Source organism: Pseudomonas fluorescens (assembly GCF_002837185.1).
GTDB classification, from domain to species: Bacteria; Pseudomonadota; Gammaproteobacteria; order Pseudomonadales; family Pseudomonadaceae; genus Aquipseudomonas; species Aquipseudomonas fluorescens_AM.
On record NZ_KZ477986.1, the window covers coordinates 163,917 to 177,454 of the forward strand.

The window sequence follows — 13,538 nt, forward strand, 5'->3', positions numbered from 1 at the left end:
CCCACATGTCGAACAAAGATGAGACGCCCAGCGATCTGATTCGCGCGCGGGATGTCGGCGGGTTCGACATCTGGTCGTTGCCCAGCTTCGACCCCCACGTGCCGGAGCCAGAGCCTGAGCCGGTGGCGGAACCGCCGGCGCAGATGGAAGAAGTGCCGCTGGAAGAAGTCCAGCCACTGACCCTTGAAGAATTGGAAACCATCCGTCAGGAGGCTTACAACGAAGGCTTCGCGGCGGGTGAGAAAGATGGTTTTCGCAGCACCACCCTCAAGGTCCGTCAGGAGGCCGAAGAGGCCCTCAGCGTCAAGCTGGGCAGCCTGGAGCGCTTGATGGGCAGCCTGTTCGACCCCATCGCCGAACAGGACTCGCAGCTGGAAAAATCCATGGTCGGCCTGGTGCAACACATCACGCGCCAGGTGATTCAGCGCGAACTGGCGCTGGATTCCAGCCAGATCGAAAGTGTGATGCGCGAAGCCCTCAAGCTGCTGCCCTTGGGCGTGGGCAATGTGCGGCTGTACATCAATCCGCAGGATTTCGAGCAGGTCAAAGCCTTGCGCGAGCGTCATGAAGAAACCTGGCGCATCGTCGAGGATGCCGCGCTGCAGCCCGGCGGCTGCCGCGTCGAGACCGAGCACAGCCGCATCGATGCCACGGTGGAAACCCGCATCAGCCAGATCATGGCCAAGCTGCTCGACCAGGTGCACGAACAGGCGCTGCACCCGGCCGAGCCTGACCTGAGCGTTGACCTGGACGCCACCGATGCGCCTTGATCGCACCAGCTTCGCCAAGCGCCTGGGCACCTACGCCGAGGCCACTCAATTGCCCGGCCAGCCGATCCTCGAAGGGCGCCTGTTGCGCATGGTCGGCCTGACGCTTGAGGCCGAGGGCTTGCGCGCCGCCATGGGCAGCCGCTGCATGGTGATCAACGACGACAGCTACCACCCGGTGCAGGTCGAAGCCGAAGTGATGGGCTTTTCCGGCAACAAGATTTTCCTGATGCCAGTAGGCAGCCTCGCCGGTATTGCCCCGGGCGCCCGTGTGGTGCCCCTGGCCGACATCGGGCGCTTGCCGATGGGCATGAGCATGCTTGGCCGTGTGCTCGATGGCGCCGGGCGCGCGCTGGATGGCAAGGGCGGCATGAAGGCCGAGGACTGGGTGCCGATGGACGGCCCCACCATCAACCCGCTCAACCGCAACCCCATCAGCGTGCCGCTGGACGTGGGCATTCGCAGCATCAACGGTTTATTGACGGTCGGTCGCGGCCAGCGCCTGGGCCTGTTCGCCGGTACCGGTGTGGGTAAGTCAGTGTTGCTGGGCATGATGACGCGCTTTACCGAGGCCGACATCATCGTGGTCGGGCTGATCGGCGAGCGCGGCCGTGAGGTCAAGGAATTCATCGAGCACAGCCTGGGTGAAGAAGGCCTCAAGCGCTCGGTGGTGGTTGCCTCTCCGGCGGATGACGCACCGCTGATGCGCCTGCGCGCCGCCATGTACTGCACGCGCATCGCCGAATATTTTCGCGACAAGGGCAAGAATGTCCTGTTGCTGATGGACTCGCTCACGCGTTTCGCCCAGGCCCAGCGTGAGATCGCCCTGGCCATCGGCGAGCCACCGGCGACCAAGGGTTATCCGCCGTCGGTGTTCGCCAAACTGCCCAAGCTGGTGGAGCGTGCCGGTAACGCCGAGGCTGGCGGGGGCTCGATCACCGCGTTCTACACGGTGTTGTCCGAAGGTGATGACCAGCAGGACCCGATTGCCGACTCGGCGCGGGGCGTGCTCGATGGGCACATCGTGTTGTCACGACGCCTGGCGGAAGAAGGGCACTACCCGGCCATCGATATCGAAGCGTCCATCAGCCGGGTGATGCCGGCGGTGGTCACGCCGGAGCACATGGCCCGCGCGCAGTACTTCAAGCAGCTGTGGTCGCGTTATCAGCAGAGTCGCGACCTGATCAGCGTCGGCGCCTACGTGGCCGGTGGCGATCGCGAGACCGACCTGGCCATTGCCCTGCAACCGCAACTGGTGACTTACCTGCGCCAGGGCCTCAACGACAAGATCAGCATGGGCGAAAGCGAAGCGCATCTGCAGTCCATCTTCGCCCCCGCGCCGGGCGGCTAACCCATGGCCAACAGCCGCGCCGCGCGCCTGGCCCCAGTGGTGGAAATGGCCGAAAAGGCCGAAAAAGCCGCCGTGCAGCGCCTGGGGTATTTCCAGGGCCAGGTGCGCCTGGCGGAGAGCAAGCTGGGCGACCTGGAGCGCTTTCGCCTTGAGTACCAACAGCAGTGGATCGAGCGCGGCAGCAAGGGCGTGTCGGGCCAGTGGCTGATGGGGTACCAGGGCTTTCTCAATCAGCTGGAAACCGCCGTCGGCCAACAGCGCCAGAGCCTGGCCTGGCATCAGAACAACCTCGACAAGGCCCGTGAAAGCTGGCAACAGGCGTTTGCCCGCGTCGAAGGGTTGCGCAAGCTGGTGCAGCGCTATATCGATGAAGCACGAGCCATCGAAGACAAGCGCGAGCAGAAACTGCTGGATGAACTGTCCCAGCGCCTTCCGCGCCAGGAACAGTTCTAACTAGCGAAGCATTACAAATGTGGGAGGGGGCTTGCCCCCGATAGCAGAGTGTCAGTCAAGAAATCCTTGGCTGACACACCGCAATCGGGGGCAAGCCCCCTCCCACATTTGATTTGCTGTGTTGCTCAGATCGGGTTCGCCTGCTACACCTTGTTGCACAGACCCATGACAAGGAAGCAGTCACATGTCAATCGAGTCAGAAGTATCCCTGGACGGGAAGAAGTTGACGATCGCAATCAAGGGCCGGTTCGATTTCGGCAGCCACCAGGCATTTCGCGATGCCTACGAGCGTTACTACAAGGTGCCCGAGTTGTATGTGGTCGATCTTAAAGAAACCACCTACATGGACAGCTCGGCCCTGGGCATGCTCCTGCTGCTCAGGGACCATGCCGGTGGCGATGAGTCTCAAGTGCACGTCAGCAACAGCAGCCACGACGTGCGCAAAATCCTCGCCATTTCCAATTTCGACAAGCTGTTCGATATATCGTGAGAGTCCTGGCCCCCTTATCCGAGCCGCTGACCATCCTGATTGCCGAAGACAGTGCCGCCGACTTGCTGTTGTTGTCGACCATCGTGCGGCGTCAGGGCCACCATGTGCTCACCGCGACCAATGGCGAGCAAGCCGTTGAAGTGTTTGCACGCGAGCGCCCGCAGCTGGTGCTGATGGACGCGATCATGCCGGTGATGGATGGTTTTCTCGCCGCGCGCTGGATCAAGCAATTGGCGGGCGAGCAGTTGGTCCCCATCATCTTCCTGACCTCGCTGCGCGAAAGCGCTGCACTGGCCGAGTGCCTTGACGCCGGCGGCGACGATTTCCTGCCCAAGCCCTATAACCAGTTGATTCTGGCCGCCAAGATCAATGCCATGGACCGCCTGCGGCGGTTACAAGCCACGGTGCTGCAGCAGCGTGACCAGATCGCCCGGCACAACGACTACTTGCTACATGAGCAGCGCGCCGCCAAGGCCGTGTTCGACAAGGTCGCGCATTCGGGGTGCATCAACGCGGCGCCGAATATCCGCTACCTGCAATCGCCCTATGCACTGTTCAATGGCGACCTGTTGCTGGCGGCCTATACGCCGTCCGGCGACATGCATGTGCTGCTTGGCGATTTCACCGGCCACGGCCTGCCGGCGGCCATCGGTGCCATGCCCCTGGCCGAAGTGTTCTACGGCATGACCGCCAAGGGCTATGGGCTGACGCAAACCCTGCGCGAGATGAACGCCAAGCTCAAGCGCATCCTGCCGGTGGACATGTTCTGCTGCGCCACACTGTTGTGCCTGAGCACCGAGCGGCGCGTGGTGGAGGTGTGGAACGGCGGCATGCCCGAAGGCTATGTGCATGAGGTCGCCACCGGCAAGCGCACGGCGTTGATGTCGCGGCATCTGCCGTTGGGCGTGCTGCCGGCCCAGGCATTCGATGACAGCACCGAAGTCTGGCCCATGGCCCTGGGCGATCGGGTGTTCCTGCTCTCCGATGGGGTGCTGGACACTGCCGACGCCAATGACCAGTTGTTCGGCGCCGAGCGTTTGCAGCAGGTGTTTGCCGCCAACCGCGAGCCCGACCGCTTGTTCGAGGATATCGAGCAGGCGCTGGCGGCCTTTCGCGGTGAGGCACGGGACGACGTCAGCATGGTTGAAATCACGTTGCTGCCCGGCCAACCGGTCCGTGTGGCCGAACCGATGTATTCCGACAGTGGCCAGTCGTGCCCGCTGAATTGGTCGGTGAGTTTCGAATTTCGCGCGCAGACCCTCAGGCGCTACAACCCATTGCCGTATCTGCTGCAATTGCTGCTGGAGGTCCACGGCCTGCGTGAGCAGAGCGGCGCGCTCTACACGGTGATGGCCGAGTTGTATGCCAATGCCCTCGAACATGGCGTACTGGGGCTGGATTCACAGCTCAAGCGCGATGCCGATGGGTTTGCGCAGTACTACCGCCTGCGCAATGAGCGGCTGGCGCACTTGAACAGCGGCCATATCCGGGTGCATGTGCAGGTGTCCCCGACTGCGCAGGGCGGCAAAATGACGCTACGTGTCGAGGACAGCGGACCTGGCTTCGATGTTGACGAGGTGCTGGCGCGGCCGCAGGATGCTGACCGTCTGTCCGGCCGCGGCTTGAACCTGGTGCGTCAACTGAGCGGCGACGTACGCTGGTCCGATGGCGGGCGCTGCGTCTGCGTGGAGTTTTGCTGGAAGGCTCTGGCATAATCCGTCAATTCTTGATCAAGGAGCGAGCAAGTGGTCGATATACATCTGGACCCGGACGTGTTGTCGGGTTTGAAGGAGGTGATGGAGGGCGAATACCCGAAATTGCTGGATACCTTCCTTCATGATTCTCAGGAGCGTGTCACCGCGTTGCGCAAGGCGCGTGACGATGCCAAGGCGCTGGGGCATATAGCGCATAGCTTCAAGGGCAGCAGTGGCAACCTGGGCGCGGTGCGGTTGGCGCAGTTGTGCCAGCGATTGGAGGCTGAGTCCGCTGAGCCCGCATCGGATCTCGGTGCGTTGGTTGATCAGATTGACCGTGAGTTCGCGCTGGTCAAGCCGATGTACGAATCGGAGCGCCAGCGTTTCACTTTATAAGTCGTCGCTGCCAACCTGGCCCGACTCTTGCTCTATCTCCCGATACTGCATCCCCGACCCCCATGCAGTGGAGACCTTTAACTATGCCAGTCGCCCCCAATTCGCTCCTTCAGGCTGCCCCCGCGGCCAAGCCTCAAGCGCCTGCCGCCACCCTTGCGGTGGCGGCTGCGGACCCACGGGACAAGGGCCCTGGCTTTGCTCAAGTGTTCGCCAACCAGGGCGCCAAACCGACGCTGAAAACCGACAGCGCCCCGGGCAAATCGTCGCCGGCAACAGCCGACAACCCGTCTGCCGCCAGTACGCCTGCGGTTGCCGATAGCGGCAATTCCTTGCCTGCCAAGCCGTCGGATACCGACAAAGCGGCCGAGGACACACCCGCCGATCCGGCCCTGGCGCAACAGCCCGCGTCCGATACACCGGTGGATCCGGCCTTGATCGCCACGGTTACACCCGTCGCCGTCCCGCTGCCAACTCCAGCCTCTGCGGTGGCTGTGGAGGATGACACGCCCCAACCGGTGGCGGCCGCCGTCACCGTGATCGATGAGGCCAGCCAGCCGGCCTTCGACCCCGAAGCCGACCCCCTGGACGCCATGCCTGCCGTGCGCCTGGCGATGGAGCAGGGCGGTCATGTGTCGGCCGGCAGCCAGGCGCCGCAGAAAGCGGCGCCTGGCACGGCCCTGGATCAGCCGACCGCCGCGCAGAATTTTGCGGCGGGCCTGGCCACGATGGTCGATCAACAAGCCACCAAGGACAGCACCGACACCGGCGGCGAGAAAGCCTTTGGCGCGCTGATCGATGACGGCCTCAAGGACCTCAAGGATGCCGGCAGCGACACCCGCGTGGATGACTTCGCCAACCGCCTGGCCGCGCTGACCCAGGCCGCCACGCCAAAAACCGCCAATGCCTTGCCGCCAGTGGTCAACGCCCCGCTGGCCATGCACCAGAGCGGCTGGACCGAAGAAGTGGTCAACCGCGTGATGTACCTCTCCAGCGCCAGCCTCAAGTCGGCCGAAATCCAATTGCAGCCGGCCGAACTGGGCCGCCTGGATATCAAGGTCAACATGACGCCCGACCAGCAGGCCCAAGTCAGTTTCATGAGCGGCCACGCCGTGGTGCGTGAAGCGCTGGAAAGCCAGTCCGGGCGCTTGCGCGAGATGTTCGCCCAGCAGGGCATGGGGCAGGTGGATGTAAATGTGTCCGACCAGTCCCGGGGGCAGGAGCAGCAGCAACAGCAGAGCCAGGCGCGGGGTGTGGGCGCCAGCGTCGGACGCGGTGGCGACAGCGCCGGCCAAGTGGATGTGGCTGAGGCTGTGGCGCCGGTGACTCAGACCGTGATCGGCTCCAGCGCCGTCGACTACTACGCCTGACCTGAATCAGATAGAGATCCAAAATGTGGGAGGGGGCTTGCCGCCGATTGCGCTGTATCAGCGACAGATTTGTTGACTGACATACTGCTGTCGGGGGCAAGCCTCCTCCCACATTGGTTTGTGTTGCTGGCTTTCTCAGACAACTCTGGCATAACACTTGCTCTTGCCTATCCGTAGATCTATGAATCCCCGAATAGTGACGGATTATTGGCATGGCGAAGAGCGACGACGCAGCAACTCCCCCCGCAGGCAAAGGCAAGCTCAAGCTGATCCTGCTGATTGTGCTGGGCCTGCTCCTGGCCATTGGCGCCTCGATTGGCGGCACCTGGTACATCATGCACAGCAACGCAAGCAAACCGGCTCCCGCCGCCGACACCGCCACTAACGTCAAGCAACCGGCAATCTTCGAACCGATGCTGCCGGCCTTTGTCGCCAACTACAACCAGAACGGTCGCCAACGCTACTTGCAGGTGAGCATCACCTTGCTGGCGCGCAACCAGGCGGACCTGGACGCGCTCAAAGTGCACATGCCGGTGATCCGCAACAACCTGGTGATGCTGTTCTCGGGTCAGAGCTTCGACAGCCTGGCCACGCCGGTGGGCCAGGAGATGCTGCGCCAGAAGGTCACTGCCAGCGTGCAGGAAGTGGCCCAGAAAGAGCTCGGCAAAGTCGTAGTCGAGCAGGCGCTCTTCACTAACTTCGTATTGCAGTAGGATCACGACATGGCCGTGCAAGACCTGCTGTCCCAGGATGAAATCGACGCGCTGTTGCATGGCGTGGACGATGGTCTGGTACAGACCGAAATGGCTGCCGAGCCCGGCAGTGTCAAAAGTTATGACCTGACCAGCCAGGATCGCATCGTCCGTGGACGCATGCCGACCCTGGAAATGATCAACGAACGTTTCGCCCGCTACACCCGCATCAGCATGTTCAACATGCTGCGCCGTTCCGCGGACGTGGCGGTGGGCGGCGTGCAGGTGATGAAGTTCGGTGAATACGTACACTCGCTGTACGTGCCCACCAGCCTCAACCTGGTCAAGATCAAGCCGTTGCGCGGCACCGCGCTGTTCATCCTTGACGCCAAGCTGGTGTTCAAACTGGTGGACAACTTCTTCGGCGGCGACGGCCGTCACGCCAAGATCGAAGGCCGTGAATTCACCCCCACTGAGCTGCGCGTGGTGCGCATGGTGCTGGAGCAGGCCTTCATCGACTTGAAGGAAGCCTGGCAGGCGATCATGGAAGTCAATTTCGAGTACATCAACTCGGAAGTGAACCCGGCCATGGCCAACATCGTCGGGCCGAGCGAAGCCATTGTGGTGTCCACGTTCCACATCGAACTCGATGGCGGCGGCGGCGACCTGCACGTGACCATGCCGTACTCGATGATCGAGCCGGTGCGCGAAATGCTCGACGCCGGTTTCCAGTCGGATCTCGACGACCAGGACGAACGCTGGGTCAAGGCCCTGCGCGAAGACCTGCTGGACGTCGACGTACCGCTGAGCGCCACCGTGGCCCGTCGCCAGCTGCGCCTGCGCGACATTCTGCACATGCAGCCGGGGGACGTGATCCCCGTCGAATTGCCGGAAGAACTGATCATGCGCGCCAACGGCGTGCCGTCGTTCAAGGTCAAGCTCGGCTCTCACAAAGGCAACCTGGCGTTGCAAGTGATCGAACCGATCAACCGCCGCTGATCAACATTCATTTTTGCTACGCCGAGGACATGTAATGGCTACCGAACACGAAAACACTTCCGCCGAAGACCAGGCCCTGGCTGACGAGTGGGCTGCGGCCCTGGAAGAAACCGGCGATGTCGGCCAGGACGACATCGACGCGCTGCTGGCCGCCGACGCCGCGTCTGCACCGGCCGGCAAGCGCCTGGCGATGGAAGAATTCGGCAGCGTGCCGAAAAACAACGAGCCGGTGAGCCTCGACGGCCCCAACCTGGATGTGATCCTGGACATTCCGGTGTCGATTTCCATGGAAGTGGGCAGCACCGAAATCAATATCCGCAACCTGCTGCAGCTCAACCAGGGCTCGGTGATCGAGCTGGACCGCCTGGCCGGCGAGCCGTTGGACGTGCTGGTCAACGGCACGCTGATCGCCCATGGCGAAGTGGTGGTGGTCAACGAAAAGTTCGGCATCCGCCTGACCGACGTGATCAGCCCGAGCGAACGCATCAAGAAGTTGCGCTGAAATGAAGTACTCGATGGCGGGACTGTGGCTGGCGCTGCCATTGAGCGCGCTGGCGGCCGAGCCGGTCGCGCAAGCGGCGGCGGCACCGGCGGTCGGCAGCGTCGGCGGGCAGTTGACGCAGTTGCTGCTCGGCCTGTTACTGGTGATCGGCTTGATCTTCGTGCTGGCCTGGCTGATGCGCCGTGTGCAGCGCATCGGCCCGGGCAATGCCCAGGTGATCGAGCTGGTTGGCTCGCGCGCACTCGGCCCGCGGGACCGGCTGGTGCTGGTGCAGGTGGGCGAGGAGCAGATCCTGCTCGGCATCACCCCTGGCCGCATCACCCCGTTGCACGTACTCAAGACCCCGGTGGACGCGGCCAGCACCGAGACCGCCACGCCAGAATTCGCCCAGCGCCTGATGGAATTGCTGGGCAAGGATCAGAAGGATAAGAAGTAATGCGCGTGTTCCTGACGCTCATGCTGTTGCTGGCCGCGCCGATGGCACTGGGCGCCGACCCGTTGTCGATCCCGGCGATTACCCTGGGCACCAATGCGGCCGGCGCGCAGGAATACTCGGTCAGCCTGCAGATCCTGCTGATCATGACCGCGCTGAGTTTTATCCCGGCGTTCGTCATGCTGATGACCAGCTTTACGCGGATCATCATCGTGTTCTCGATCCTGCGCCAGGCCCTGGGCCTGCAGCAGACGCCGTCGAACCAGATCCTCACCGGCATGGCGCTGTTTTTGACGCTGTTCATCATGGCGCCGGTATTTGACAAGGTGAACCAGCAAGCCCTGCAGCCTTACCTTGCGGAAAAGCTCACGGCCCAGGACGCGATCGACAAGGCCCAGGGCCCGATCAAGGACTTCATGCTGTCGCAGACCCGCTCCAGCGACCTTGAGTTGTTCATGCGCCTGTCCAAGCGTACCGACATTGCCACCCCGGACCAGGCGCCGCTGACGATTCTGGTGCCGGCCTTCGTCACCTCGGAATTGAAGACCGCGTTCCAGATCGGCTTTATGATCTTCATCCCGTTCCTGATCATCGACCTGGTGGTGGCGAGCGTGCTGATGGCAATGGGTATGATGATGCTGTCGCCACTGATCATCTCGCTGCCGTTCAAGATCATGCTGTTTGTGCTGGTGGACGGCTGGGCGCTGATTATCGGCACCCTGGCCGGCAGTTTCGGGGGGGTATAGGGCTATGACCCCTGAAGTTGCCGTCGACCTGTTCCGTGAAGCGCTGTGGCTGACCACGCTGATGGTCGCCGTGCTGGTGGTGCCGAGCCTGCTGGTCGGCCTGCTGGTGGCGATGTTCCAGGCCGCCACCCAGATCAACGAACAGACCCTGAGCTTCCTGCCACGCCTGCTGGTGATGCTGATCACCCTGATCGTCGCCGGCCCGTGGCTGGTGCAAACCTTCATGGAATACATCCTGCAGCTGTACGGCAGTATTCCGCAGTTGATCGGCTGAGCCGATGCAGTCCTTGTTGGCCTTGACCGACACCCAGATCAGTACCTGGGTGGCCTCGTTCATCCTGCCGCTGTTTCGCGTCACGGCCATGTTGATGGCCATGCCGGTGTTCGGCACCACCCTCGTACCACGGCGTGTGCGCCTGTATTTCGCGGTGGCCATTACGGTAGTGATCGTGCCTGGCCTGCCGCCGATGCCGCCGGTCAGCGCGCTCGACCTCAGTGCGCTGCTGCTGATTGCCGAACAGGTCCTGATCGGCGCCATGCTGGGCTTTTCCCTGAGCCTGTTCTTCCAGGCGTTTGTGGTGGCCGGGCAAATCATCTCGATCCAGATGGGCATGGGCTTCGCGTCCATGGTCGACCCCACCAACGGCGTGTCGGCGGCGGTGATCGGGCAATTTTTGACCATGTTGGTAACCTTGCTGTTCCTGGCCATGAACGGCCATCTGGTGGCGTTCGAGGTGCTGACCGAAAGCTTTACCACTTTGCCAGTGGGCTCGGGGCTGGTGGTCAACCATTTCTGGGAGTTGGTGGGGCGCCTCGGCTGGGTGCTGGGCGCGTCCTTGCTGCTGGTGCTGCCGGCGATCACCGCGCTGCTGGTGGTCAACATCGCGTTTGGCGTGATGACCCGCGCGGCGCCGCAGCTGAACATTTTCTCGATTGGCTTCCCCTTGACCCTGGTGATGGGCATGGGGATTTTCTGGATCGGCCTGGCTGACATTCTCAATCAGTATCAACCGCTGGCGACCGAAGCCCTGCAGTTCTTACGTGACCTGGCACGGGCGCGCTGAGCCATGGCCGAGAGCGAGAGTGGTCAGGACAAGACAGAAGACCCCACGGAGAAACGTAAAAAGGACTCCAGGGAAAAGGGCGAGATCGCGCGCTCCAAAGAGCTCAATACCGTTGCGACCATGATGGCCGGCGCCGGTGCCTTGCTGATCTATGGCGGTGGTTTGGCGCTGGACTTGCTGGAGCTGATGAAGCACAACTTCAGTCTGCCCCGGGAGGTGTTGCTCAACCCCGATTCCATGGGCCAGTACCTGCTGCATTCAGGCAAGATCGCGCTGCTGGCGGTGCAGCCGATTCTCATCACCTTGCTGCTGGCCGCGTTGATCGGCCCGGTCGCCCTCGGCGGCTGGCTGTTCGCCGCCGGCAGCATGGCGCCCAAGTTCAGCCGTATGAACCCGGGCGCCGGGCTCAAACGCATGTTTTCCACCAAGGCCCTGGTGGAGCTGCTCAAGGCCCTGGCCAAATTCATCCTGATCCTGTTCGTGGCGTTGGCGGTGTTGTCGTCCGACATCGACGACCTGCTGCGCATCGCCCATGAGCCGCTGGAGTCGGCGATCATTCACAGCCTGCAAGTGGTGGGGTGGAGCGCGTTGTGGATGTCCGCCGGGTTGATCATCATCGCGGCAGTGGACGCGCCGATCCAGTTGTGGGAAAGCCACAAGAAACTGCTGATGACCAAGCAGGAAGTGCGCGACGAACACAAGGACCAGGAAGGGCGCCCGGAGGTCAAGCAACGCATCCGCCAATTGCAGCGGGAAATGTCCCAGCGCAAGATGATGGCCTCGGTGCCCGACGCCGACGTGATCATCACCAACCCGACCCACTATGCCGTGGCTCTCAAGTACGACCCGGAGAAGGGCGGCGCGCCGATGCTGCTGGCCAAGGGCAGCGACTTTACTGCGTTGAAGATCCGTGAGATCGCCGTGGCCAACGACATTCTGCTGCTGGAATCCCCGGCGCTGGCACGCTCGATCTTCTACTCCACGGATCTTGACCAGGAAATCCCCGCCGGGTTGTACCTGGCGGTGGCGCAGGTGCTGGCCTACGTCTACCAGATCCGCCAATACCGGGCGGGCAAGGGCAAGCGGCCTGATCCGCTCAAGGACCTGCCGATTCCGCCAGACCTGCGCCGCGACGCCTGAACGCTGCTGCTCACTGTAGGAGCGAGCTTGCTCGCGAAAAACTCACGGTCGCCGCGTTCATCCTGACGCCCCGCGTTATCGTTACCCACCTTCGCGAGCCAGCTCGCTCCTACAGGAGGGTGCCCATTACCTGTCAACTTTGACAGTAGCCATTACGCCGCCTTCACTGTTTGATACAGCGATGAGCCACGCAGCCATGCGCGGCTCGGGAGGCGGTGATGAGCAGGGGCACGGTCAGGTGGTGCGATGCGGTCAAGGGCATTGGCTTCAAGGCTCTGGATCGCGATGGCAATGAGGTTGGCGTTCAGTCGACAAGCGTTAAGAACGCTGACGTCCCCCAAGCCCCTCCCAAGCTGCGAAAACCCCACACGCGAAAAAAAGCACCGGATGCATGATTCGCCAGCTCTAGCACCTAACGGCGACCCCCGTCTACCTGTCAACTTTGACAGTAGCCACAGGGCGCTTCCCGTTGTTTATTACATACCTGGCACTTCGCGCATGTAGTAAACCAGATGCAGGGAGAGCGGTATTGAAGGCGGCGACGGGTACTGTCAAATCCTATGAGTTGACCCGCGGCGAGTGGTTGATTGCGTTGGACGACGGGGAAGAAAACATCTTCATCGATTGGAGCGATTGGCATTGGACTGCACTGTCGATTGGTGAGCAGATAACCTTTCAGATGATCCATAAACCCAACGGCGTCTATGCACTCCCCATCAGTGCGAGTAATGACACGGAGGCGGGACCCGATGGGTAAAGGAGAGCGGCAATCGCAACGGGCACGGTGAGGTCCGCAGGCTGAGAATGTGCGTACGGTTGACTCAACCGAATAGCCGTTTATTTCAAGGCAGATCACAGCTCAAATGTAGGAGGGGGCTTGCTCCCACAGTTGGACCGCGTTATGCGCTGCTTGCGGTGTCCGTCATTCCGGTGTCGGCGTGCACACGATCAGCCAGTAATTGCGCCAGTTCGATCAACTGCGCAACGCCAAGCAATTCCTCTCGTTTCGAGCCTTCCAGGTCAAAGGCCAGGTCGCAGCTCGGCGCATTGGCCGAAGCGAGTGTTTCGCTGAGGTTGACCAGCAGGTCTTCGCTGCTGATGCCGTCGGCTACGGTAACAGCCGGATGGGGGGATTTGGGGTGGGTTTGATCACTGTGAATATCCTCGGTAAAGGTGGAGCTGCCAATGATCGCCGCGATGCGATGGACGGTGGCAGCTGTGCGCAGGTTCGCGGACCGGTTACCAAGGAACCCGGCATACCCGAAGGTATCCCGCGCACAGCCACCATAAGGGCCGCACAGTAAACGACAAAAAATCGCTGACTGAAAGCGGACAATGGTGCTTCTGCGCATTGGTAAACCGGGCCGCGACGCCCGTCCGCTGCGTTTGCAGCGGTGTACGGAGACTAGAGAGCGGGTTTCCTAGGGGCAACCCAAATCCTTGT

General features: G+C 62.1%; 16 protein-coding genes and 1 pseudogene. 16 read left to right on the top strand and 1 reads right to left on the bottom strand.

Annotation, left to right across the window (positions count from 1 at the left end):
- The first annotated feature begins 5 nt into the window (after positions 1 to 5).
- The 16 genes from fliH (at position 6) to CIB54_RS02920 (ending at position 12,851) form a co-directional block, all read left to right on the top strand.
- Positions 6 to 770: a flagellar assembly protein FliH gene (gene fliH / locus CIB54_RS02840; RefSeq protein WP_101218494.1), complete on the top strand. Its 765-nt coding sequence runs from the start codon at positions 6 to 8 to the stop codon at positions 768 to 770.
- Positions 760 to 2,118, top strand: a complete 1,359-nt coding sequence (gene fliI / locus CIB54_RS02845) for a flagellar protein export ATPase FliI (RefSeq protein WP_101218496.1) — start codon at positions 760 to 762, stop codon at positions 2,116 to 2,118. Before fliH ends, fliI begins: the two co-directional genes overlap by 11 nt.
- Before the next feature lie 3 nt (positions 2,119 to 2,121).
- The gene (gene fliJ / locus CIB54_RS02850) at positions 2,122 to 2,571 is read left to right on the top strand and encodes a flagellar export protein FliJ (protein WP_065949676.1); all 450 of its coding nucleotides are present in this window, start codon (positions 2,122 to 2,124) and stop codon (positions 2,569 to 2,571) included.
- A gap of 184 nt (positions 2,572 to 2,755) precedes the next feature.
- Complete coding sequence (locus tag CIB54_RS02855; protein ID WP_065884552.1) at positions 2,756 to 3,061, top strand: STAS domain-containing protein; 306 nt, start codon at positions 2,756 to 2,758, stop codon at positions 3,059 to 3,061.
- Positions 3,058 to 4,776, top strand: a complete 1,719-nt coding sequence (locus tag CIB54_RS02860) for an ATP-binding SpoIIE family protein phosphatase (RefSeq protein ID WP_065949675.1) — start codon at positions 3,058 to 3,060, stop codon at positions 4,774 to 4,776. Before CIB54_RS02855 ends, CIB54_RS02860 begins: the two co-directional genes overlap by 4 nt.
- Positions 4,777 to 4,806: 30 nt before the next feature.
- On the top strand, positions 4,807 to 5,151 hold the full coding sequence (locus tag CIB54_RS02865) for an Hpt domain-containing protein (RefSeq protein ID WP_065949674.1): 345 nt from the start codon (positions 4,807 to 4,809) through the stop codon (positions 5,149 to 5,151).
- A gap of 83 nt (positions 5,152 to 5,234) precedes the next feature.
- Positions 5,235 to 6,518 (top strand): flagellar hook-length control protein FliK, encoded by a 1,284-nt coding sequence (locus tag CIB54_RS02870; RefSeq protein ID WP_101218498.1) that lies wholly within the window; start codon positions 5,235 to 5,237, stop codon positions 6,516 to 6,518.
- 212 nt (positions 6,519 to 6,730) lie between these two features.
- Positions 6,731 to 7,231 carry a flagellar basal body-associated protein FliL gene (fliL, locus tag CIB54_RS02875; protein ID WP_065949672.1) on the top strand — a complete coding sequence of 167 codons (501 nt, stop codon included), beginning with the start codon at positions 6,731 to 6,733 and terminating at the stop codon, positions 7,229 to 7,231.
- Between the two features lie 9 nt (positions 7,232 to 7,240).
- Complete coding sequence (gene fliM, locus CIB54_RS02880) at positions 7,241 to 8,209, top strand: flagellar motor switch protein FliM (RefSeq protein WP_010166091.1); 969 nt, start codon at positions 7,241 to 7,243, stop codon at positions 8,207 to 8,209.
- Between the two features lie 34 nt (positions 8,210 to 8,243).
- Positions 8,244 to 8,711, top strand: a complete 468-nt coding sequence (gene fliN / locus CIB54_RS02885; RefSeq protein WP_065949671.1) for a flagellar motor switch protein FliN — start codon at positions 8,244 to 8,246, stop codon at positions 8,709 to 8,711.
- A gap of 1 nt (position 8,712) precedes the next feature.
- Complete coding sequence (gene fliO / locus CIB54_RS02890; protein WP_065949670.1) at positions 8,713 to 9,147, top strand: flagellar biosynthetic protein FliO; 435 nt, start codon at positions 8,713 to 8,715, stop codon at positions 9,145 to 9,147.
- Positions 9,147 to 9,890, top strand: a complete 744-nt coding sequence (gene fliP, locus CIB54_RS02895) for a flagellar type III secretion system pore protein FliP (RefSeq protein WP_032895954.1) — start codon at positions 9,147 to 9,149, stop codon at positions 9,888 to 9,890. Before fliO ends, fliP begins: the two co-directional genes overlap by 1 nt.
- Positions 9,891 to 9,894: 4 nt before the next feature.
- On the top strand, positions 9,895 to 10,164 hold the full coding sequence (gene fliQ / locus CIB54_RS02900) for a flagellar biosynthesis protein FliQ (RefSeq protein WP_057721355.1): 270 nt from the start codon (positions 9,895 to 9,897) through the stop codon (positions 10,162 to 10,164).
- Between the two features lie 4 nt (positions 10,165 to 10,168).
- Complete coding sequence (fliR, locus tag CIB54_RS02905; RefSeq protein WP_065949669.1) at positions 10,169 to 10,954, top strand: flagellar biosynthetic protein FliR; 786 nt, start codon at positions 10,169 to 10,171, stop codon at positions 10,952 to 10,954.
- A 3-nt stretch (positions 10,955 to 10,957) separates the two neighbouring features.
- Positions 10,958 to 12,094, top strand: a complete 1,137-nt coding sequence (gene flhB, locus CIB54_RS02910) for a flagellar biosynthesis protein FlhB (protein ID WP_101218500.1) — start codon at positions 10,958 to 10,960, stop codon at positions 12,092 to 12,094.
- A 529-nt stretch (positions 12,095 to 12,623) separates the two neighbouring features.
- Positions 12,624 to 12,851 (top strand): hypothetical protein, encoded by a 228-nt coding sequence (locus tag CIB54_RS02920; protein ID WP_101218504.1) that lies wholly within the window; start codon positions 12,624 to 12,626, stop codon positions 12,849 to 12,851.
- A gap of 142 nt (positions 12,852 to 12,993) precedes the next feature.
- Here the strand turns inward: CIB54_RS02920 and CIB54_RS02925 are convergent.
- Positions 12,994 to 13,247: pseudogene (locus CIB54_RS02925) on the bottom strand (DUF6124 family protein).
- Between the last annotated feature and the right edge of the window lie 291 nt (positions 13,248 to 13,538).